Raw genomic sequence first — 21,228 nt, 5'->3', positions numbered from 1 at the left:
CGGCGCCCGTGAGACTACTTCTCGTCGCGGTAGATCGGTGCGGCGCCGTCGCGGGCGTCGCCGACCTTGTGGATGCGGATGTCGTTGGTCGAGCCGACGATTCCGGGAGGGGACCCGGAGATCACCACGACCTTGTCGCCCACCTCGGCCAGGTTCTTGCCGAGCAGGTAGTCATCGACCTGGATGAACATCCGGTCGGTGTGCGGCACGTGCTCCACGAGCGTCGAGTGGATGCCCCAGGTCAGTGCCATCCGACGCCGGATCGCCGGGTCGGGGGTGAAGGCGATCATCGGCATCTTCGGGCGCAGCCGCGACATGCGCCGCGCGGTGTCGCCGGACTCGGTGAAGATGCACACGTACTTCGCGTCGATGAACTCGGCGACTTCGAGGGCGGCGGCGGTGATCGCCCCGCCCTGGGTGCGCGGCTTCGTGCCGAGCGGCAGGATGCGCTCCAGGCCGTGCTCCTCGGTGGATTCGATGATCCGTGCCATCGTCTGCACGACGACGACGGGGTACTCCCCCACGCTCGTCTCGCCGGAGAGCATCACGGCGTCGGCGCCGTCGAGCACGGCGTTGGCGACGTCGCTGGTCTCGGCGCGGGTCGGCACCGGGTTGCTGATCATCGTCTCGAGCATCTGGGTGGCCACGATCACGGGCTTGGCCATCCGCCGGCACAGCTCGACCGCGCGCTTCTGCACGATCGGAACGGCCTCCAGCGGCAGCTCGACGCCGAGGTCGCCGCGGGCGACCATGATGCCGTCGAAGGCGTCGATGATGGCCTCGAGGTGGTCCACCGCCTGCGGCTTCTCGATCTTCGCGATGACGGGGACCCGACGGCCCTCCTCGGCCATGATCTCGTGCACGCGGGTGACGTCGGCGGCATCCCGCACGAACGACAGCGCGATGATGTCGGCTCCGGTGCGCAGCCCCCAGCGCAGATCCGCCTCATCCTTGTCGCTCAGCGCCGGCACGTTCACGGCGACACCGGGCAGATTGATGCCCTTGTTGTTCGAGACCGGACCGCCCACGATGACGCGCGTGGTCACGACCGGTCCGTCCACGGACTCGACCTGCACCCGGACCTTGCCGTCGTCGATGAGCAGGAAGTCGCCGGGCTTGGCATCCTGCGGCAGCCCCTTGAAGGTGGTCGAGACGATGTCCTTCGTCCCCTCGATGTCTTCGGTGGTGATCTTGAAGACGTCGCCTTCGGCCAGGTCGTGCGGACCGTCGGCGAACCGGCCGAGCCGGATCTTCGGACCCTGCAGGTCGACCAGCGCGGCGACGGCGCGCTTCGCGTCCTCGGCGGCCTTGCGCACATTGGCGAAATTGTTCTCGTGCACGGAGTAGTCGCCGTGGCTGAGGTTGAAGCGGGCCACATCCACACCGGCGTCGATGATCGCACGGACCATCTCATACGACGATGTGGCGGGGCCGAGGGTAGCGACGATCTTCGCGCGTCTCATACCGGGTTGTACTCCGCGTTTCGTTTTGTTGGGTTCGGATTTGTTAGGGGGTTTGGCAAAGAATGGGGCCGCCTGCCAGCCTACGCGGGGCGCACACCGATTGCGACTTCGGCCGGCCCGATGGGAACGGGCAGCGCGGACTCGCCCGCCAGGTAGCGATCGACCTCCGCCGCGGCGGCCCGCCCCTCGGCGATCGCCCACACGATCAGGGACTGCCCGCGGCCGGCGTCACCGGCCACGAACACGCCCTCCTGCGCGGTCTGGTAGTCCTGGGCGCGCTCCAGGGCGCCGCGTCTGGTCAGCGGCAGTTCGAGCTCTTCGGCCGGACTCGGCTCGGGGCCGGTGAAGCCCATCGAGATGAGGACGAGGTCGGCGGGGATCTCGCGCTCCGTGCCCGCACGCGGGACGCGCGAGCCGTCGACGTATTCGGTCTCGGCCACGCGCAGGGCGCGCACCGCACCCGACTCGTCGGTGAGGAACTCGACGGTCGAGGCGAGATAGGCGCGCTCGCCGCCCTCCTCGTGGGAGGACTGGACCTCGAACACCGTCGGGAACATCGGCCAGGGCTGGTGCGCGGGCCGGTCGGAGGACGGCTGCCGCCCGATGGCGAGGTTCGTCACCGATCGCGCCCCCTGGCGGTGGGCGGTGCCGATGCAGTCCGAGCCGGTGTCGCCGCCGCCGATCACGATCACGTGCTTGCCCGCCGCGCTGATCTGGTCGGCGACCTGGTCGCCGGCGACGACCCGGTTGGCCTGCACGAGGTAGTCCATTGCGAAGTGGATGCCGTCGGCATCCCGCCCGGGGAGGGGCAGCTCGCGCGGCACGGTCGATCCGGTCGCGATGACGACCGCGTCGTACCGCGCCCGCAGCTCGGTCCAGGAGATGTCCCGGCCGATCGCCACGCCCGGGCGGAACTTGGTGCCCTCCGCGGTCATCTGCCGCAGGCGGGCATCCAGCACCTCCTTCTCGAGCTTGAAGTCCGGGATGCCGTAGCGCAGCAGTCCGCCGATCCGGTCATCCCGCTCGAAGACGGCCACGGTGTGCCCGGCGCGCGTGAGCTGCTGGGCGGCGGCGAGGCCGGCCGGCCCCGATCCGACGACCGCCACGGTCTTGCCGCTGATCCGCCCGGGCAGCTCGGGCTCGATCCAGCCGTTGGCGAACGCCTCGTCGGCGATCGTCTGCTCGATCCGCTTGATCGTGACCGCGGGCTGGTTGATGCCCAGGACGCAGGCGCTCTCGCACGGCGCCGGGCAGAGGCGCCCGGTCAGCTCGGGGAAGTTGTTGGTCGCGTGGAGCCGTTCGCTCGCGGCGTGCATCTCGTCCCGGCGGGTCAGGTCGTTCCACTCGGGGATGAGGTTTCCCAGCGGGCAGCCCTGGTGGCAGAACGGGACACCGCAGTCCATGCAGCGCGTGGCCTGGCGCTGCACCATCGGCAGGTCGGTGGGCTGGTAGACCTCTTTCCAGTCCATGATGCGCACCGGCACCGGGCGCCGGGGCGGCAGCTCGCGCTCGGTGATCTTCAGGAATCCCTTCGGGTCAGCCATGGGTCACCTCCAGAATGCGTCCCCAGACGACGTCGCCGTCGGGGTCGAGCCCCTCTTCCATCGCGTCGCGGCGCGTCTGCAGCACCGCGGCGAAGTCGCGCGGCAGCACCTTGACGAACTCGCCGACCACGTCCTCGAAGTCGTCCAGGAACGCGGCGGCCAGGGTCGAGCCGGTCTCGGCGCGATGACGTTCGAGCAGATCGCGCAGCATCTCGGCATCCGCCGATCCCAGCGCGGACAGCGAGAGCTCCCCGGTCGCCAGCGCCTCGCGGTTCACATCGTCCGCGCTCAGCCGGTGGACGTAGGCGGCGCCGCCGGACATGCCGGCGCCGAGATTGCGCCCGGTCCGGCCCAGGATCACGGCCAGGCCTCCGGTCATATACTCCAGCGCGTGGTCGCCCACGCCCTCGACGACGGCGGTCGCGCCCGAATTGCGCACCAGGAACCGCTCGCCCACCACGCCCCGCAGGAACATGCTGCCGCTGGTCGCGCCGTAGCCGATGACGTTGCCGGCGATCACGTTCTGCGCGGCGTCGAAGATGGCCGCGCGCGGCGGGCGGACCACGATCTGCCCGCCGGACAGGCCCTTGCCCACGTAGTCGTTGGCATCGCCTTCCAGACGCAGGCTGATCCCGGCGGGGAGGAAGGCACCGAGCGACTGCCCGGCGGAGCCGGTCAGGTCGACCTCGATGGAATCCGTGGGCAGCCCGTTCTCCAGGTGCGCCTTGGTCACCTCGTGCCCGAGCATCGTCCCCACCGCACGGTCGGTGTTGCGGATCGGCCGCGCGATGCGGATGTGACCGCCGTGGGCGATCACGTCGCGTGCCTGCTCGATCAGCTGCACGTCGAAGTGGGCACCGATGTCGTGCTGCTGGTCGCGCAGATGGCGTCGGGGCACGTCGTCGGCGAACGCGGGGCCGTGCAGGATCGGGCTGAGGTCCAGCCCCTCGGTCTTGAAGTGGTGCACGGCGTCGTCGACGTCGAGCAGCTCGCTGTGGCCGATCACCTCCTCGATCGACCGGAAGCCCAGCGCGGCGAGGTGCTCGCGCACCTCCTCGGCGATGAACTCCATGAAGTTCACGACGAACTCGGGCTTGCCGCTGAACCGTTCGCGCAGCAGCGGGTTCTGGGTGGCCACGCCGACCGGGCAGGTGTCCAGGTGGCAGACGCGCATCATGACGCAGCCGGAGACCACCAGCGGGGCCGTGGCGAAGCCGAACTCCTCGGCGCCCAGGAGCGCCGCGATGACGACATCGCGGCCGGTCTTCAGCTGCCCGTCGGCCTGCACGACGACCCGGTCGCGCATGCCGTTGAGCATGAGCGTCTGCTGCGTCTCGGCCAGCCCCAGTTCCCAGGGCGTGCCGGCGTGCTTGAGGGAGTTCAGCGGGCTCGCACCGGTGCCGCCGTCGTGACCGGAGACGAGGATGACGTCGGCCAGGGCCTTGGCGGTGCCGGCGGCGACCGCACCGATCCCGGACTGGCTCACGAGCTTGACGTGCACCCGCGCCCGCGGGTTGGCCCGCTTGAGGTCGTAGATGAGCTGCTTGAGGTCCTCGATCGAGTAGATGTCATGGTGCGGCGGCGGCGAGATGAGGCCGACGCCGGCTGTGGCGTGCCGGGTGCGGGCGATCCAGGGGTAGACCTTCGCCGGCGGCAGCTGGCCGCCCTCCCCCGGCTTGGCCCCCTGGGCGAGCTTGATCTGGATGTCGTCGGCCTGCGTCAGGTACAGGCTCGTCACGCCGAACCGCCCGGAGGCGACCTGCTTGATGGCGCTGCGTCGCCGCGGATCCAGGAGCCGGTCGACATCCTCGCCGCCCTCGCCCGTGTTCGACTTGCCGCCGATCGAGTTCATCGCGATGGCGAGGGTCTCGTGCGCCTCGCGCGAGATCGACCCGTAGCTCATCGCACCGGTCGAGAAGCGCGTGACGATGGATGAGACCGGCTCGACCTCTTCCAGCGGCACCGGCGGGCGCTGCCCTGCGCGCAGCCGGAACATCCCCCGCAGCGTCTTCAGCTCGTGCGACTGGTCGTCCACCAGGCGGGTGTACTCGCGGAAGATGTCGTAGCGGCGGGTGCGGGTGGAGTGCTGCAGACGGAACACCGTGTCGGGGTTGAACAGATGCGGCGGGCCGTTGCGACGCCACTGGTACTCGCCGCCGGTCCACAGACGCTCGTGTGCCCGGGCGGCGTCGTCCTCGGGATACGCGTAGTCGTGCCGCACCTGGTTCTCGGCCTCGATGTCCTCCAGCGTGATGCCGCCGATCTTCGACTCGGTGCCGGTGAAGTACCCGTCGATGACCTCGTGGCTGAGTCCGACGGCCTCGAACACCTGCGCGCCGGCATACGACGAGACCGTGGAGATGCCCATCTTGGACATGATCTTCAGCACGCCCTTGCCCAGCGCGTAGATCACGTTGGCGACGGCCTTCTCGGCCTCGAGTCCCGCGATCGCACCGGACCGGACGAGGTACTCCACCGTCTCCATGGCCAGGTAGGGGTTCACCGCGGACGCCCCGTAGCCGAGCAGCGTGGCCACGTGGTGCACCTCGCGCACGTCGCCGGCCTCCACCACGAGCCCCACCTTCATCCGGTTCTCGTTGCGGATCAGGTGATGGTGGATGGCCGAGACCATCAGCAGCGACGGGATCGGGACGAGGTCCTTGTTCGAGTCGCGGTCCGACAGGATGATGAACTCCGCACCGGCGGCGATGGCGGCATCCACCTCGTCGCACATCTCGGCGAGCCGTCGGCGCATGGTGCCGGGACCGGCGTCGAAGTGGTACAGCCCGCGGATGGTGACGGCGCGGCGTCCGGGCATGGACCGTTCGATGTTCTGGATCTTGGCCAGCTCGTCGTTGTCGAGCACCGGGAAGTCGATGGTGATCTGCCGGGCGTGGTCCGGCCCCCAGGCCAGCAGGTTCCGCTCCGGCCCGATGCCGGTCTGCAGGCTGGTCACCACGGTCTCGCGGATCGAGTCCAGCGGCGGGTTCGTCACCTGGGCGAACTGCTGGGTGACGTAGTCGAACAGCAGGCGCGGGCGGTCGCTGAGGACGGCCAGCGGCGTGTCGGTGCCCATGGCGCCGATCGGCTCCGCGCCGTGCTGGCCCATCGGCGTCAGGAGGATGCGGACCTCCTCCTCGGTGTACCCGAACGTGCGCTGGCGACGGGTGATCGAGGCGATCGGGTGCACGATGTGCTCGCGCTCGGGCAGCTCGGACAGGGCGAGCTTCTGCCGCAGCCACAGGCCCCACGGGTGCAGCCCCGCGAGCCCGGATTTGATCTCCTCGTCCTCGACGATGCGACCGGCCGCGGTGTCGACCAGGAACATGCGTCCCGGCTGCAGGCGGCCGCGGCGCTGGATGCGCTCGGGCTCGAACTCGAGCACGCCGGTCTCGCTGCCGATCACGACCAGGCCGTCGGTGGTCTGGGTCCACCGGCCGGGCCGCAGTCCGTTCCGGTCGAGTGTGGCGCCCACCAGCGTGCCGTCGGTGAAGATCATGGCGGCGGGGCCGTCCCAGGGCTCCATCTGCAGGTCGTGGTACTCGTAGAACGCGCGCAGGTCCGGCGACAGGTCGGTGCGCCCCTCGTACGCCTCGGGCACCATCATGAGCATGGCGTGCGGCAGGCTGCGGCCGGTCAGCGTCAGCAGCTCGAGCACCTCGTCGAAGGATGCCGAGTCGCTGGCGCCGTCGGTGCAGATCGGCAGCAGCGGGCCGATGTCGCCGAGCAGCTCGGACTCGAGCTGCGACTGGCGCGCCCGCATCCAGTTGCGGTTGCCGCCGACGGTGTTGATCTCGCCGTTGTGCGCGAGCATCCGCAGCGGCTGGGCGAGCTGCCAGGACGGGAAAGTGTTGGTGGAGTAGCGGGAATGCACGACGGCCAGCTCGGATGCGAACCGCTCGTCCTGCAGATCCGGGTAGAAGGGCTCGAGCTGCAGGGTGGTGACCATTCCCTTGTAGCCGAGCGTGCGGCAGGACAGGGAGACGAAATACGCGCCCAGCTCATGCTGGGCGCGCTTGCGGACGCGGTACACGCGTCGGTCGAGGTCGAGCCCGGACATCGCCGGTGCGCCGCCGATGGCGGGGCGGGACAGGAACAGCTGCTCGAACGCGGGGCGGGCGTCCAGCGCCAGCTTGCCCAGGTGCGCGTCGTCGGTGGGCACCGCGCGCCAGCCGAGCACGACGAGGTTCTCGCTGCGCGCGATCTGCTCGATGCCGGCCTTGTGCGCGGCGCGCTCGTCGCGGTCGCGCGGCAGGAAGACCATCCCCGCGGCGTACTCGCCGACGGCCGGCAGGGCGAAGTCGGTCTCGGCGCGCAGGAACGCGTCCGGCATCTGGGTGAGGATGCCGGCGCCGTCGCCGGTGCCGGCGTCCGATCCGATGGCGCCGCGGTGCTCGAGGTTGCGCAGCGCCGTCAGGGCCAGCTCGATGATGTCGTGTCCCGGCTCGCCGCGCAGGGTCGCGACCATCGCCAGGCCGCAGGCATCCTTCTCGAATGCCGGGTTGTACATTCCCTGCCGGGGCGGAAGAGCACCCCCTGGGGTGTGCTCGCGTGGGATCGCGGACATACTTGTCGTCCTCACATGAGATCAGGATGGGACGACGTCGGCCCAGAGACAGAGGAGAATTCTGCGCGCAGGACTACTTCACTGCGACTGCGGGGTCGGACGCGGCGTTCGTGGCGCCGGCCGGGGAATCCTCGTCGGCGTCAGGTGCGCTGAGATCGACGAAGTCGAGGGTGTTCCCCGATTGTACAGCCCCCGAGCCCTTCCACGCCCGTCCGGGTCGATACGGCGAAGGCTCGAAGCCCGGATGCCGTCGCGTCTGGACGATCATGATCACCAGACCGACCACGACGCCGACGATCGCCGCCCACACGTTCGTGCGCAGACCGAGGAAGACATCGCTCGGATCGATCCGGATCGACTCCCACACGATCCGACCGGCGCTGTACCAGATCAGGTAGAGGCCGAACAGGCGCCCCCACTGCAGCCGGAACCGCTGACCGGCCCACAGCAGCACGGCCGCACCCAGCAGGTTCCAGATCATCTCGTACAGGAACGTGGGGTGGAACAGCGTGCCCGCCGGCAGACCGGCCGGGAACGCGGGGTTCGTGGCCTCGATCTGCAGGCCCCAGGGCAGGTCGGTGGGCAGCCCGAACAGCTCGTGGTTGAAGTAGTTGCCCAGCCGGCCCATCGCCTGCGCGATGATCAGGCCCGGGGCCAGCGCGTCGGCGAAGGTCCAGAAGCGGATGCCGGTCCACCGGCAGCCGAGGTAGGCCCCGACGGCGCCGCCGATGAGGGCACCGTAGATGGCGATCCCGCCCTCCCAGATGAACAGCGCGCTCCAGGGGTTCTGACCCGGGCCGAAGTAGAACGACCAGTGCGTGAGCACGTGGTAGATGCGCGCGCAGATGATCGCCAGCGGCACGGCCAGCAGCGCGATGTCGATGACGACCCACGGTTCGGCGCCCCGCTTGGTGAGCCGGCGATTCGTCAGCAGCGTGGCCACGATGATGCCCGCGATGATGCACAGCGCGTAGAAGTGGATGCGCAGCGGCCCGACGTCGAAATAGCTGACGGAGGGGCTCGGGATGCTGGCGAACGTCATGGTCTCGAGTCTAAGCGCTCGTCCGGCCGGCCCTGAGCGCGGTGCCGCCGGTCAGGGCGCGCGCGGTGGCCGCGAGGCCGTCCAGGCCGCCGTCGCGCAGCGCACGGACCAGGGCGGTGCCCACGATGGCGCCGTCGGCGTACTCGAGCACGTCTGCGACGTGATCGGCCGTGGAGACGCCGATGCCGACGCAGCAGTGCCCGGCCCCGTGGGCACGCAGGCGCGCCACGAGCGTGCGGGCCGCGGCATCCAATTCCGCTCGCTCCCCCGTGGTGCCCATCGTGGAGACGGTGTAGATGAAGCCGGTGGAGTTGCGCACGATCAGGTCGAGGCGCTCGTCCGTCGAGGTCGGCGCGGCGAGGAAGACCCGGTCCAGTCCGGTGCGCTCGCTGGCCGCGATCCATTCGGCCGCCGCATCCGGGGTGATGTCGGGCGTGATCAGGCCGGCGCCGCCGGCGGCGGCCAGATCGTCCGCGAACTGGTCGACGCCGTGCTGCAGCACGAGGTTCCAGTAGGTCATGACCAGCACCGGCACGCCGGTCCGCTCGGTGATCTCACGGATGGCCGGGAACAGGTCGCGCACTTTGAACCCGGCCGACAGCGAGGCCTGCGCGGCCTCCTGGATCACGGGCCCGTCCATCACCGGGTCGGAGTACGGCGGGCCGAGCTCGAGGATGTCGGCACCGTTCTCGGCGAGGGTCACCGCCGCCTCGATACTCGTGCGCAGGTCGGGGTAGCCGACCGGCAGGTAGCCGACGAACACGCCGCGTCCGGCCGCCTGGGCGGCGTCGATGGCGGCGGCGACACGCGAGGTCATCCGGCTGCTCCTTCGTCGTAGAGCTCGAAGTAGCGAGCGGCGGTGTCCATGTCCTTGTCGCCGCGGCCGCTGAGCGAGATCGCCAGCACGGCGTCGGGGCCGAGTTCACGGCCGATCCGGATCGCCCCGGCCAGGGCGTGCGCGGATTCGATGGCGGGGATGATGCCCTCGGTGCGGCTGAGCAGGCGCAGCGCCTGCATGGCCTCGTCGTCGGTGGCGGGGATGTAGCGGGCGCGGCCGATCGAGGCGAGCCAGGCGTGCTCCGGCCCGACCCCGGGGTAGTCCAGCCCGGCCGAGATCGAGTGGGACTCGACGGTCTGTCCGTCCTCGTCCTGCAGCACGTAGGTCTTCGCGCCGTGCAGCACCCCCACGCCGCCGCGTTCGATGGATGCCGCATGCCGGTCGGTGTCGACGCCGTCGCCGGCCGCCTCCACGCCGTACAGGGCCACGCCCTCGTCGTCCAGGAACGCGTCGAACATGCCGATCGCGTTCGACCCGCCGCCGACGCACGCCACGACCGCGTCGGGAAGCCGGCCCACCCGCTCCAGCAGCTGCGCGCGGGCCTCTTCGCCGATGATCTTCTGGAAGTCCCGGACCATGGCCGGGAACGGGTGGGGCCCGGCCGCCGTGCCGAAGATGTAGTTGGTGGTCTCGACGCTGGCGACCCAGTCGCGGTAGGCGTCGTTGATCGCGTCTTTCAACGTGCGCGACCCGGTCGTGACCGCGATCACCTCGGCTCCCAGCAGCCGCATCCGGGCGACGTTCAGCGCCTGCCGCTCGGTGTCGACCTCGCCCATGTAGATGGTGCAGTCGAAGCCGAACAGGGCCGCCGCGGTCGCGGTGGCCACGCCGTGCTGGCCGGCACCGGTCTCGGCGATCACCCGCGTCTTGCCGAGCCGCTTGGTCAGCAGCGCCTGGCCGATCACGTTGTTGATCTTGTGCGAGCCCGTGTGGTTGAGGTCTTCGCGCTTGAGGAACACGCGGCCGCCGCCGGCGTGCTCGGCGAAGCGGCCCACCTCGGTCAGCGGGCTGGGCCGGCCCGCGTACGTGGTCAGCAGCTCGTGCAGCTCGGCCAGGAACCCAGGATCAGCCATCGCCGCCTCGTACTCGGCGGTGAGCTCGTCGATCGCCGCGATCAGCGACTCCGGCATGTAGCGTCCGCCGAACTCGCCGAAGAACGGTCCGTGCATCTCGCGCAGGCTGCTCATGCCCGCTCCTCTCCGTGCCCCAGGAATGCGCGCAGCGTGGCCACCGGGTCACCGGTGACCAGCGCCTCGCCGACGAGCACGACGTCGGCCCCGGCGGCGCGGTAGCGCGCGACATCCTCCGGCTGCTGGACCGCCGACTCGGCGATCTTCACGGCGCCGGCGGGCACGCGTTCCACCAGCCGGCCGAACAGGTCGCGATCGAGCTGGAAGGTCGTCAGGTCGCGGGCGTTGATCCCGATCACCTGCGCGCCGATGTCGGCGGCCCGATCGACCTCGTCCGCCGAGTGCGTCTCGACCAGCGCCGTCATGCCGAGGTCGCCGATCAGCGTGTGCAGGCGCGACAGCCGATCCTGCGCGAGGGCGGCCACGATCAGCAGCACCAGGTCGGCGCCGGCGGCGCGCGCCTCGAGCACCTGGTACTCGGTGGCGATGAAGTCCTTGCGCAGTACGGGCAGCGACACCGCCGCGCGCACGGCCTCCAGATCTGCCAGGCTGCCCTTGAACCGGCGCTGCTCGGTCAGCACCGAGATCGCGCTGGCCCCGCCCTCCTGGTAGCGGCGGGCCTGCAGCGCGGGGTCGGGGATCGCGGCGAGGTCGCCGCGCGAGGGACTGGCCCGCTTGACCTCGGCGATGATCTTCACCCGGTCGGCGGGCGCCAGCGCCGCGCGCGCGTCCAACGCCGGGCGCTGTGCCAGCGCAGCGGCCTCGAGCACCGCCAGCGGGCGCTCCACTTCACGCGAGCGGGCGTCCTGGACCGAGCCGGCCGTCAGGTCGGCGAGCATGCTCAATGCTCTTTGGGGGCGTACTTCGGACCGTTGATGCCGTAACCCGCCTTGGACACCACCCAGCCGGCGATCAGGCCGATCACCATCAGCACCACAGCGCTCCAGACCAGCCACGGGACGTCCAGGAAGAACGCCGTCGTGCCGATGGCGGCCCCCACCAGCATGATGATCACGGCGGTCCAGGCGGCCGGCGAGTGTCCGTGGCCGGGGTCGGCGATGGGGTTGCTCATGGGGCTCCTTCGTGTGCAGATGCGGCTGCCCGCATCCTCGGGCAAGTCTAGCGGGGGTCCGCGCCGCCGGTGGGATCCTCGCCCCGGGACAGCTCGTCCCAGGAGTCCACCGCGTCCAGCGGTCCGGCGTCATGCGCCTTTGCGGCGTCGGTGCGGTATTTGCGGCCCGAGACCGGCCAGCGACGCGCGGTGACCAGGACGAAGACGCCGGCGACGGCCAGCAGGATCCAGACGACCAGCGTGATCGCCGGCCAGGGGCTGGCGGTGATCGAGGCGACCAGCGCCGAGACCGGCTGCTCGCCGGTGATGCCGGTGGCGTCGGTGACGGTGCGCGCCACGGCCGAGACGGGGTGGGTGAAGACCACTTGGGCCGCCAGCCAGCCCTGTGCGACGGCGATCACCGCCGCCAGGGCGCCGAAGATGTACCGCAGGACGACGCCGGCGATCGACAGCGCGATGCCCAGGGCCAGCACGGCCAGGCTCAGCGGGGCCAGGACCGGCACCGCGGCCGCGCCCGAGACGGTCAGGTCGGCGGCCGCCCCGCCGGACAGCGCCACGGTCAGCCACGTCTGCGTGGATGAGATCACACCGAGGGCACCGCACAGGACGATGACGACGACGGCGAGCAGGCGCGCTCTCGCGGTCACGGGCGTCCGCCGATCACGGGATCCAGGTCGTCGGCGTCGAAGCATGTGCGGTCGCCGGTGTGGCAGGCGGCGCCGATCTGCTGCACCGAGATCAGCACGGCGTCGCCGTCGCAGTCCAGGCGCGCACCGCGCACCAGCTGGATGTGCCCAGACGTGTCGCCCTTGCGCCAGTACTCCTGACGCGAGCGCGACCAGAACGTGACGCGCCCCTCGGTCAGCGTGCGCCGCAGCGCCTCGGCATCCATCCATCCCAGCATGAGGACCTCGCCGCTGTCCCACTGCTGGATGATGGCGGCCACCAGTCCCTGCTCGGTGAACCGCACGCGGGCGATGCGGTCCTCGACGGTCTCGGTCATCTCGACTCCTCACGTCCGGCGGCGCGTACCGGGATGTCGTCCGCGGCCAGAGCGGTCTTCACATCGTCGACGGTCAGCTGCCCGGAATGGAACACGGATGCCGCCAGCACGGCGTCGGCGCCCGCGTGCACGGCGGGGGCGAAGTGCTCGACGGCGCCGGCACCGCCCGAGGCGATCACCGGCACGGACGAGACCTCGCGCATCAGTGCGATCAGCTCGAGGTCGAACCCGGTCTTGGTGCCGTCCGCGTCGATCGAGTTGACCAGCAGCTCGCCGGCGCCCCGCTCGATCGCCTCACCCGCCCACCGGAGTGCGTCGAGGGATGTCTCGACCCGGCCGCCGTGGGTGGTGACCGCGAAGCCGGATTCGACGGCACCCGACCGCTTGACGTCCAGCGAGAGCACGAGGACCTGCGCCCCGAACCGGTCCGCGATCTCGTCGATCAGGGCGGGCCGCGCGATCGCCGCGGAGTTCACCCCGGTCTTGTCGGCTCCCACGCCCAGCAGTCGGGCGACATCCTCGGCCGAGCGCACTCCCCCGCCCACGGTGAGCGGGATGAACACCTCCTCGGCGGTGCGCCGCACCACGTCGTAGGTGGTGGCGCGCTCGTCGACCGTCGCCGTCACGTCCAGGAAGGTCAGCTCGTCCGCGCCCTGGTCGAAATACAGGCGCGCCAGTTCGACCGGGTCGCCCATGTCGCGCAGGTTCTGGAAGTTGACGCCCTTCACGACGCGGCCGGCCGCGACATCCAGGCAGGGAATCACCCGGCAGGCCAGGCCCATCACAGCCTCGCTGCGTGGATGGCGGTGACCAGGATCGCCCGGGCGCCCAGCGCGTACAGCGCATCCATGACCTGGTTGACACCCTTGCGCGGGCTCATCACCCGCACGGCGACCCACTCGGGGTCGCGCAGCGGCGAGATGGTGGGCGATTCGATGCCCGGGGCCACGGCCACGGCCTGGTCGACGAGGGCCGCGGGCAGGTCGTAGTCGATGAGCACGTAGCGGCGGGCCACCATGACGCCGCGCAGCCGGCGCAGCAGCGTGTCGGTGCCGTCCGCGTCGCGCGGACCGGCGATGAGCACGGCCTCGGACTGCAGCATGACCGGGCCGAACACCTCCAGGCCCGCCTGGCGCAGCGTCGTCCCGGTGGAGACCACGTCGGCCACGGCATCCGCGACGCCCAGCTCGACCGCGGACTCGACGGCGCCGTCCAGCGGCACCAGGTCGACGGCCACCCCCTGCTCGTCGAGGTAGGCGTCGACCAGGCCGGGGTAGGCGGTGGCCACCCGCACGCCGTCCAGGTCGGCGACCGACCGGAAGCGCCCGGGAGGGCCGGCGAAGCGGAACGTCGAGTCGCCGAATCCGAGGGCCTCGATCTCGCGCGCCCGGGCCCGGGCGTCCAACAGCAGGTCGCGGCCGGTCAGCCCGACGTCCAGCGCACCGGAGCCCACGTAGGTGGCGATGTCACGGGGACGCAGGTAGAAGAATTCGACCCCGTTCTCGGGGTCGATGACGTGCAGGTCCTTGGGGTCGCGTCGGCCGGTGTAGCCGGCCTCGGCGAGCATCTCGGCGGCCGTCTCGGCCAGCGAGCCCTTGTTGGGCACGGCGATTCGCAGCATGGGGAGTCCTTCTGGGCGGGTTCGGGCGGTGGCGGACATCACAGATGTCGGTACACGTCCGCAAGCGTGAGCCCCTTGGCGATCATCATCACCTGCAGGTGATAGAGCAGCTGCGAGATCTCCTCGGCCGCGGCATCCGTCGACTCGTACTCGGCCGCCATCCACACCTCGGCGGCCTCTTCGACCACCTTCTTGCCGATCGCGTGGATGCCGGCATCCAATTCGGCGACGGTGCCGGAGCCGGCGGGTCGGTCAGTCGCCTTCGCGGAGAGCTCCGCGAACAGGGAGTCGAACGTCTTCACCATGCCAGGGTACCGAACCCAGGCCCTCCCCCAGGCCGCGTGACGGGGGCGCCGGTCTTCAGTGGCGGTGCCCGGCGGCGGTGCGCCGCAGGGCGGCGATGGCCTGTTCCGGGTCGTCCGCGCCGAACACCGCGGAACCGGCCACGAACGTGTCGGCGCCCGCTTCGGCCGCCTGGGCGATGGTGGATGCCGAGATCCCGCCGTCGACCTGCAGCCACACCGACGAGTCGCGGCGGCGGGCCTCGTCGGCCAGCCGGCGCAGCTTGGGCATCGTCTCGGGCATGAACGACTGACCGCCGAACCCGGGCTCGACGGTCATCACCAGGATCTGGTCGACATCGTCGAGGATGTCGAACAGCGACTCGACCGGGGTCATCGGCTTGACCGCCAGGCCGGCGCGGGCCCCGATCGCCCGCAGCCGCCGAGCGAGGGCGACGGGCTCGTTCGCCGCCTCGAGGTGGAAAGTGACCGACGCCGCGCCCAGCTCGGCGTACGCGGGCGCCCAGCGGTCCGGGTCGTCGATCATCAGGTGCACGTCCAGCGGGACGGGGCTGGTGTCCTGGATGCGCTGGACCATCTGCGGGCCGAACGTCAGATTCGGCACGAAGTGGTTGTCCATCACGTCCACGTGCACGAAGTCGGCTCCGGCGATGCGGGCGAGGTCTGCCTGCATGTTCACGAAGTCGGCGGCCAGGATGCTGGGGTTGATGCGCGGCTGGTGGGGCACCCTCCCATTATGCTCAGCCCCGCCGCAGCAGGCTGATGAACATCGCGTCGGTGCCGTGCCGGTGGGGCCACAGCTGCGCGCGGCCGGAGCCGTCGGCGGGGGCGGCCAGGTCGATCGGCCCGCGCGCCACGGAACGGACGGCCTCACGGGCATCCAGCTCCTCGAACGCCCCGTCGTGGGCGCGGCGGACCTCGGCGAGCACCCCGGTGGTCTCGGCGAGGTGCGGCGAGCACGTGACGTAGGCGAGCACTCCCCCGGGGCGCAGCGCGCCGAGCGCGGCCGAGACCAGCTCGATCTGCAGCGCGGTCAGCGCGGGCAGGTCGGCCGGCGACTTGCGCCAGCGCGCCTCGGGTCGCCGGCGCAGCGCTCCCAGGCCGGTGCACGGCGCGTCGACCAGGATGCGGTCGTACGCGCCGGGGGCGGATGCTGCGCGGGTGCGCCCGTCCTCCTCCGAGACCGGGACCTCGCCCGGCACCCCGGCCAGCGCCCGGCGGACGAGGCCGGCACGCGCCGGGACCAGCTCGTTCGCCTCGAGCCGCGCGCCGTGCGCGACCGCTTCGGCGGCGAGGATCGCGGTCTTGCCGCCCGGGCCGGCGCACAGGTCGAGCCAGCGCTCACCGTCCTGCACCGGCCGGGCGCGCGTCAGCGCGAGGGCGGCCAGCTGCGATCCCTCGTCCTGGACGCGCAGCACCCCTCCGGACGTGCGGACGAGCGGTTCGGGGTCGCCCGAGCCGGGGACGAAGCCGAACGGCGAGGAGGGCGTGCGCGCGAGCCCGGCCGGGATCTCGGCCAGTCCGGGCAGCGCCACCATCGTGACCCGCGGCGCCAGGTTGTCGGCATCCAGCAGCGCGTCCAGCTCGTCCGCGCGCCCCTCCGCGGCCAGCGCGCGCCGCATCGCCCGGATCACCCACACCGGGTGGGCGGTGCGCAGCGAGAGCCGCTCGTCGTCGGATCGGGCATCCTGTTCGATCCGCGCCAGCCACTCGCCGGGCGTGTCCCGCGAGATCCGCCGCAGCACGGCGTTCGCGAACCCGGCGACGGATCGTCCTCCGCTGGAGCGCACCTGCTGCACGGACTCGTTCACCGCGGCGTGCGAGGCGATCCGGGTCGACATCAGCTGGTGCACGCCGAGGCGCAGCGCGTCCTGCACGGCCGGGTCGATCTCGCTGACGGGGCGATCGGATGCCGCGGCGATCACGGCGTCGTAGGTGCCCTGTCGGCGCAGCGTCCCGTAGGCCAGCTCGGTCGCGAGGGCCGCGTCCGCCGTGCTCAGGCCCGCGCGGACGATGAGGCGGGGCAGCAGCAGGTTGGCGTACGCGTCGTCGGCGTGCACGGCCCGCAGCACCTCGTATGCGACGCTCCGGGCGGTCGCGGCGGTCGCGGCGGTCACGAGCCGGCCACCGGCTCGTCGGCCCGCAGTCCGCGCCACCAGTCGGCCGCGGCCATCGCGCCCCGGCCCGCCGGCTGGACCCGCTCGACGAGCACCGGCTCGGAGCCGGTGCCGATGAGGATGTCGCGGCCCTCCTGGGCGATCCTCCCCGGGGCCAGGTGCACGTCCCGGTCGGCGGGACGCAGCGCGAGGATCTTCAGCCGGGCGCCGTCGACGGTGGTGAACGCGCCGGGCTCGGGCGTGGTCCCCTGCCAGCGCGCCAGCACGCCCTCGGCCGGTTCGTCCCAGCGCAGGCGCGCGTCCTCCAGCACGAGCTTGGGCGCCAGGGTGACCTCGCCGGTCTGCGGATGCGCCTGCGCGGTGTTGTCGGCCACGGCATCCACCGTCTCGGCGAGCAGATACGAGCCGCGGTGCGCCAGCGCGTCCAGGACGTCGGCGGCGGTGGCCGCCGGCGGGATGTCGTAGTCCAGTCGGCCGAGCACGTCGCCGGCGTCGAGCTCGGGCACGAGCCGGAACACCGCCGCGCCCGTCGTCGGGTCTCCGGCGATCAGCGCGTGCTGCACAGGGGCGGCGCCCCGCCAGCGCGGAAGCAGCGAGAAGTGCAGATTGAGCCATCCGTGCGCCGGCGCCGACAGCAGCGGCTCGCGCACCAGGCCGCCGTAGGCGACGATCACACCGAGCTCCGGCGCCAGTGCCTGCAGCCGGGCGGTGGCCTCCGCATCCAGGCGGGAGACCTTGACCACCGGCAGTCCCAGCTCCTCGGCCGCAGCCGCCACCGGCGACGGCACGAGCGTCCGTGTGCGGCCCTGCGGGGCATCCGGACGGGTGACCACCGCCACGATCTCGTGCGCGGACTCGGCGAGTCGTCGCAACGACGGAACGGCGGCTTCGGGGGTGCCGGCGAAGACGAGGCGCATCGGTCTCCTCTCGGATTCACAGCTCGGGATCGAGCACATCCAGGCGCACTTTGAGTGTATTGCGCGGCCCGGGCGGTGTGCCCTTCTTCCGGCGCCGGCTGCGCAGGGACGCCGTGACCACGGCGCCGCGCAGCGCATGGGCGACCGCGCGGCCCTGGGCGTAGCCGAAGCGCAGCAGCGCCCGGCGGGTCTGTGCGCCCTCCACGACGACCGGCCCGAGGACGGCATCCGCCGCCAGCTCCGGGACCGCCGCCCGCACGGCCGCCAGCGCCGCGTCGAGCTCGAACGCCGTGCCCTCCAGCGTCGCGACGCGGACCGTCGGGGGCATCAGCAGCGGCGCCCGCTCGGCCAGCTCGGCCCGCGCATAGGCGGGCTGGGTCCAGGTCGCGAGGGCCCGCGCGAGCGGCCCGGCCACCCCGACCAGGTGCACGGGGGCGCCGGGAGCGGCGAGGGCGGCCGCGTTCGACCACCAGCGCAGGCAGGACTCGCCGATCCGCAGATCGTCTGTCTGCAGCATCCGGTCCCCGTCCAGCAGGAGGACCGCCCGATAGCCGCCCGCGGCGATCGGCTCGGCACCGCGGGTGGCGATCACCAGCGCGGGGCGGCCGTCGACGGCGGTGACCGGGTGATCGCCGTCGGCGAGGATGACCCGGGTCCCGGGGAAGGCCCGGCCCAGCTCGTCGGCGGTGCGCTCGGTGCCCGAGGATGCCATCCGCACGGCGGATCCGCCGCACGATGCGCAGGTCCAGCCGGTGGCCGAGCGCCCGCACCAGGTGCAGTCCGGGACGGCCCCGTGACGGCGTGCGTGCAGCGGTCCGCCGCAGTGCCGGCATCGCGCCGAGTGCCGGCATGCGGCGCACACGAGCGACGGTGCATACCCGGGGCGCGCGACCTGCACCAGCACCGGTCCGGCCGTCAGCGCCTCGCGTGCGGCGGCGAACGCCGCCGACGGCACGCGCGCGCCCCGCGATTCGCCCTCGCGGGTCGCCGACAGCACGACCTTCGGCGACGCCCGGCGCGCCGCGGGGACCTCGTGCACCCATCCCGCCTCGACCAGTCGCTGGACATCGGTCGTGCGGGTGTGTCCGGCGAACAGGAGCGCACACGGCTCGAGCTCCTGCCGCACCAGCGCCGCGTCGCGTGCGTGCACGCCCGGGCTCAGCGGCTCGGCCAGCAGCGGATCGCCGTCGTCCCACAGGGCGATCAGCCCGAGCGCGTGGACGGGTGCGTAGACGGCCGACCTGCTGCCGACGACGATGCAGGGGACCTCGGCGAGGATGCGCAGGTACCCGGCGTACCGCTCCGGCCCGGAGCGGCGGGCGTCGGCGCGGACCACGGCTCCTGCCGGAGCCAGCGCCGCCAATGCCGCCAGCAGCTGCTCCTGGTCGCGGTGGTCGGGGGCCACGAGGACCGTGCTGCGCCCGTCGGCCAGTGCGACGGCCGCGGCGGCGGCCAGCAGCAGCGCCCACGCGCCGACATCCGCCCCCGCCGGTGTGCGCACGATGCGCGGCGGCGCGTCCAGCGCGACCCTGCCGCGTTCGTCGAGCCGCGCGCCCAGCCCGGGGAACTCGCCGAGGAGCGTCCGCGCGCGCGTCAGCGCGTCGGCGGCGACCTCGGGGACGCTCGGGGCGGGAGCGGCCAGCCAGGTCTTCTCGGCGCGCACCATGCGCTTGGGGATCGCCAGGCGGAGGATGTCGACGGCACCGCCGGCGGCGCGGTCGGCGACCCGGCGGGCCAGGGTGTAGAGCCGCGCGGGCAGGACCGCGACCGAGGAGAGGACCGAGTCCAGCTCGGACAGCGGGCGGTCGACCGGATCTGCTTCGCCCCGCTCGACGACGTAGGCCTCGACGAGCCGCCCGGCCCCGCGCAGCGGGACGCGGACGCGCGCCCCGACGACGGCATCCGCGATCAGCTCGTCGGGGATCGCATAGTCCAGCAGCCGGTCCAGCTGCGGCAGCGGCGAGTCCACGAGCACCCGGGCGACGTGGCGCGCGGGCATGTCAGATCCCGGCGGCGCGGCGCAGCTCGTCGACGCGGTCGGTGCGCTCCCAGGTGAAGTCGGGCAGCTCACGGCCGAAGTGGCCGTACGCGGCGGTCTGCGCATAGATGGGACGCAGCAGGTCGAGCTGCGCGATGATGGCCCGCGGGCGCAGATCGAACACTTCGCGGATGGCGCGTGTGATGTCCTCATCCGGCAGGGTGCCGGTGCCGAACGTCTCGACATAGAGGCCGACCGGGCTCGCCTTTCCGATCGCGTAGGCGACCTGCAGCTCGAGCCGTTCGGCAAAGCCCGCGGCGACGGCGTTCTTGGCGACCCAGCGCATCGCGTACGCACCGGAGCGGTCGACCTTGGACGGGTCCTTTCCGCTGAACGCGCCTCCGCCGTGCCGTGCCGCACCGCCGTAGGTGTCGATGATGATCTTCCGGCCGGTCAGGCCCGCGTCGCCCTTGGGGCCGCCGATCACGAACGGCCCCGCCGGGTTGATGTAGAACTCGGCGTGCGAGGCGTCCAGACCGGTCGCCTCGAGCACCGGATCGATGACCTCGGCGCGTACCGCCGCGCGCAGCGCGGCCATGGAGATCTCCGGGTGATGCTGGGTGGACAGCACCACGGTCTCGATCGTGCGCGGGATGTCGCCCTCGAAGCCCACCGTCACCTGGGTCTTGCCGTCCGGGCGCAGGAACGGCAGCGCCTCGCTGCGACGCGCGTCGCTGAGCCGCTCGGCCAGCCGGTGCGCGGTCCAGGCCGTGATGGGCATGAGCTGCGGGGTCTCGGTGGTGGCGTAGCCGAACATGATGCCCTGGTCGCCGGCGCCGAGCTCGTCGTTGGGATCGGTCGACCCGTCGTCGCGGTGTTCCAGTGCCCGGTCGACGCCGGCCGCGATGTCGCTGGACTGCTCGCCGATCGACACGCTCACCCCGCACGAGTCGCCGTCGAAGCCGGTCTCGCTCGAGGTGTAGCCGATCCGGTTCACGACCGCCCGCACCGTGCCCGGGACATCCGCCCACGCCTCGGTGCGCACCTCGCCGGCCACGTGCACGAGGCCCGTGGTCACGAGCGTCTCGACGGCGACGCGGCTGCCCGGGTCCTTCGCCAGCAGTTCGTCGAGGATGCTGTCCGAGATCTGATCGCAGATCTTGTCCGGATGCCCCTCGGTGACGGACTCGGACGTGAACAGGCGCAGCTGCGGCATCATGCTCCAAAGGTGCGAAGGCGGACGGGCATCAGTATGCCCCCGGCCGCGGACACTCCGTGGACCGGGGGCACCGAGACGTCAGACTACTCGGCCTGGCGCAGGCGGAGCTTGTCCTCGTTGATCTCGTGCAGCGCGATGGTCAGCGCCTTGTCCTCGACGGTCGAGTCGACCAGCGGTCCGACGTTGTCGAACAGGTTGCCCTCGTGCAGATCCGAGTAGTAGTCGTTGATCTGGCGCGCCCGCTTGGATGCGTAGATGACCAGCTGGTACTTCGAGTCGACCTTCTCGAGCAGGTTGTCGATGGGCGGGTCGATGATGCCCTGGTTCGTTCCGGCCATGGGGACCTCCTGGTTGAGGGACGGGTGTGCGAAGACGCGATCACCCAGTCTACCGGGTGGCGTCCGGGTGCCGGCGC

General features: G+C 71.8%; 19 protein-coding genes. All 19 read right to left on the bottom strand.

Annotated features, from left to right (window positions below):
• Positions 1 to 14 precede the first annotated feature (14 nt).
• The 19 genes from pyk to rpoZ all read right to left on the bottom strand — a co-directional run bounded on the left by pyk (position 15) and on the right by rpoZ (position 21,151).
• On the bottom strand, positions 15 to 1,463 hold the full coding sequence (gene pyk / locus AC0L6F_RS02535) for a pyruvate kinase (RefSeq protein WP_274638267.1): 1,449 nt from the start codon (positions 1,461 to 1,463) through the stop codon (positions 15 to 17).
• Between the two features lie 80 nt (positions 1,464 to 1,543).
• Complete coding sequence (locus tag AC0L6F_RS02530; RefSeq protein ID WP_274638268.1) at positions 1,544 to 3,007, bottom strand: glutamate synthase subunit beta; 1,464 nt, start codon at positions 3,005 to 3,007, stop codon at positions 1,544 to 1,546.
• Complete coding sequence (gene gltB / locus AC0L6F_RS02525; RefSeq protein WP_473539049.1) at positions 3,000 to 7,574, bottom strand: glutamate synthase large subunit; 4,575 nt, start codon at positions 7,572 to 7,574, stop codon at positions 3,000 to 3,002. The genes AC0L6F_RS02530 and gltB overlap by 8 nt, the downstream gene beginning before the upstream one ends.
• A 73-nt stretch (positions 7,575 to 7,647) precedes the next feature.
• Positions 7,648 to 8,616: a prolipoprotein diacylglyceryl transferase gene (lgt, locus tag AC0L6F_RS02520; RefSeq protein WP_473539048.1), complete on the bottom strand. Its 969-nt coding sequence runs from the start codon at positions 8,614 to 8,616 to the stop codon at positions 7,648 to 7,650.
• 10 nt (positions 8,617 to 8,626) lie between these two features.
• On the bottom strand, positions 8,627 to 9,433 hold the full coding sequence (trpA, locus tag AC0L6F_RS02515; protein ID WP_473539047.1) for a tryptophan synthase subunit alpha: 807 nt from the start codon (positions 9,431 to 9,433) through the stop codon (positions 8,627 to 8,629).
• A complete protein-coding gene (gene trpB / locus AC0L6F_RS02510) occupies positions 9,430 to 10,641 on the bottom strand; it encodes a tryptophan synthase subunit beta (RefSeq protein WP_473539046.1) in 1,212 nt (403 codons plus the stop codon). The genes trpA and trpB overlap by 4 nt, the downstream gene beginning before the upstream one ends.
• Positions 10,638 to 11,423 (bottom strand): indole-3-glycerol phosphate synthase TrpC, encoded by a 786-nt coding sequence (trpC, locus tag AC0L6F_RS02505; RefSeq protein ID WP_274638272.1) that lies wholly within the window; start codon positions 11,421 to 11,423, stop codon positions 10,638 to 10,640. Before trpC ends, trpB begins: the two co-directional genes overlap by 4 nt.
• A 2-nt stretch (positions 11,424 to 11,425) precedes the next feature.
• Positions 11,426 to 11,656, bottom strand: coding sequence for a DUF6704 family protein (locus AC0L6F_RS02500; protein WP_259612003.1), 231 nt, complete (start codon positions 11,654 to 11,656; stop codon positions 11,426 to 11,428).
• A 47-nt stretch (positions 11,657 to 11,703) separates the two neighbouring features.
• A complete protein-coding gene (locus AC0L6F_RS02495) occupies positions 11,704 to 12,303 on the bottom strand; it encodes a Trp biosynthesis-associated membrane protein (protein ID WP_473539045.1) in 600 nt (199 codons plus the stop codon).
• Positions 12,300 to 12,659, bottom strand: coding sequence for a phosphoribosyl-AMP cyclohydrolase (hisI, locus tag AC0L6F_RS02490; RefSeq protein ID WP_259612001.1), 360 nt, complete (start codon positions 12,657 to 12,659; stop codon positions 12,300 to 12,302). Before hisI ends, AC0L6F_RS02495 begins: the two co-directional genes overlap by 4 nt.
• Positions 12,656 to 13,441: an imidazole glycerol phosphate synthase subunit HisF gene (gene hisF, locus AC0L6F_RS02485; protein WP_274638274.1), complete on the bottom strand. Its 786-nt coding sequence runs from the start codon at positions 13,439 to 13,441 to the stop codon at positions 12,656 to 12,658. Before hisF ends, hisI begins: the two co-directional genes overlap by 4 nt.
• A complete protein-coding gene (hisG, locus tag AC0L6F_RS02480) occupies positions 13,441 to 14,280 on the bottom strand; it encodes an ATP phosphoribosyltransferase (RefSeq protein ID WP_274638275.1) in 840 nt (279 codons plus the stop codon). The genes hisF and hisG overlap by 1 nt, the downstream gene beginning before the upstream one ends.
• A gap of 38 nt (positions 14,281 to 14,318) precedes the next feature.
• Positions 14,319 to 14,582 carry a phosphoribosyl-ATP diphosphatase gene (locus AC0L6F_RS02475; RefSeq protein ID WP_259613397.1) on the bottom strand — a complete coding sequence of 88 codons (264 nt, stop codon included), beginning with the start codon at positions 14,580 to 14,582 and terminating at the stop codon, positions 14,319 to 14,321.
• Positions 14,583 to 14,640: 58 nt separating this feature from the next.
• A complete protein-coding gene (gene rpe, locus AC0L6F_RS02470) occupies positions 14,641 to 15,309 on the bottom strand; it encodes a ribulose-phosphate 3-epimerase (RefSeq protein ID WP_259612000.1) in 669 nt (222 codons plus the stop codon).
• 13 nt (positions 15,310 to 15,322) lie between these two features.
• Entirely contained in the window at positions 15,323 to 16,699 is a 1,377-nt protein-coding gene (locus AC0L6F_RS02465; protein WP_274638276.1) for a transcription antitermination factor NusB, read from the bottom strand.
• Positions 16,696 to 17,616, bottom strand: a complete 921-nt coding sequence (fmt, locus tag AC0L6F_RS02460; RefSeq protein ID WP_274638277.1) for a methionyl-tRNA formyltransferase — start codon at positions 17,614 to 17,616, stop codon at positions 16,696 to 16,698. Before fmt ends, AC0L6F_RS02465 begins: the two co-directional genes overlap by 4 nt.
• A 16-nt stretch (positions 17,617 to 17,632) precedes the next feature.
• Positions 17,633 to 19,615, bottom strand: a complete 1,983-nt coding sequence (locus tag AC0L6F_RS02455) for a primosomal protein N' family DNA-binding protein (protein WP_473539044.1) — start codon at positions 19,613 to 19,615, stop codon at positions 17,633 to 17,635.
• A 1-nt stretch (position 19,616) separates the two neighbouring features.
• Positions 19,617 to 20,810, bottom strand: a complete 1,194-nt coding sequence (gene metK / locus AC0L6F_RS02450; protein ID WP_274638566.1) for a methionine adenosyltransferase — start codon at positions 20,808 to 20,810, stop codon at positions 19,617 to 19,619.
• A gap of 86 nt (positions 20,811 to 20,896) precedes the next feature.
• Positions 20,897 to 21,151 carry a DNA-directed RNA polymerase subunit omega gene (rpoZ, locus tag AC0L6F_RS02445; RefSeq protein ID WP_259611999.1) on the bottom strand — a complete coding sequence of 85 codons (255 nt, stop codon included), beginning with the start codon at positions 21,149 to 21,151 and terminating at the stop codon, positions 20,897 to 20,899.
• Positions 21,152 to 21,228 lie beyond the last annotated feature (77 nt).

Source organism: Microbacterium sp. G2-16M (assembly GCF_055809115.1).
Note: the sequence above shows the minus strand (reverse complement) of the source record. Positions and strands in the feature narration are given on the sequence as shown.

Coding starts and splice junctions, on each gene's coding strand:
- fmt (WP_274638277.1), bottom strand. CDS start 17,616: ATGCGCCTCGTCTTCGCCGGCACCCCCGAAGCCGCCGTTCCGTCGTTG.
- metK (WP_274638566.1), bottom strand. CDS start 20,810: ATGCCGCAGCTGCGCCTGTTCACGTCCGAGTCCGTCACCGAGGGGCAT.
- gltB (WP_473539049.1), bottom strand. CDS start 7,574: ATGTCCGCGATCCCACGCGAGCACACCCCAGGGGGTGCTCTTCCGCCC.
- AC0L6F_RS02530 (WP_274638268.1), bottom strand. CDS start 3,007: ATGGCTGACCCGAAGGGATTCCTGAAGATCACCGAGCGCGAGCTGCCG.
- trpC (WP_274638272.1), bottom strand. CDS start 11,423: ATGCTCGCCGACCTGACGGCCGGCTCGGTCCAGGACGCCCGCTCGCGT.
- hisG (WP_274638275.1), bottom strand. CDS start 14,280: ATGCTGCGAATCGCCGTGCCCAACAAGGGCTCGCTGGCCGAGACGGCC.
- rpoZ (WP_259611999.1), bottom strand. CDS start 21,151: ATGGCCGGAACGAACCAGGGCATCATCGACCCGCCCATCGACAACCTG.
- hisI (WP_259612001.1), bottom strand. CDS start 12,659: ATGACCGAGACCGTCGAGGACCGCATCGCCCGCGTGCGGTTCACCGAG.
- AC0L6F_RS02500 (WP_259612003.1), bottom strand. CDS start 11,656: ATGAGCAACCCCATCGCCGACCCCGGCCACGGACACTCGCCGGCCGCC.
- lgt (WP_473539048.1), bottom strand. CDS start 8,616: ATGACGTTCGCCAGCATCCCGAGCCCCTCCGTCAGCTATTTCGACGTC.
- trpB (WP_473539046.1), bottom strand. CDS start 10,641: ATGAGCAGCCTGCGCGAGATGCACGGACCGTTCTTCGGCGAGTTCGGC.
- AC0L6F_RS02455 (WP_473539044.1), bottom strand. CDS start 19,615: ATGCCCGCGCGCCACGTCGCCCGGGTGCTCGTGGACTCGCCGCTGCCG.
- trpA (WP_473539047.1), bottom strand. CDS start 9,433: ATGACCTCGCGTGTCGCCGCCGCCATCGACGCCGCCCAGGCGGCCGGA.
- hisF (WP_274638274.1), bottom strand. CDS start 13,441: ATGGGCCTGGCCTGCCGGGTGATTCCCTGCCTGGATGTCGCGGCCGGC.
- pyk (WP_274638267.1), bottom strand. CDS start 1,463: ATGAGACGCGCGAAGATCGTCGCTACCCTCGGCCCCGCCACATCGTCG.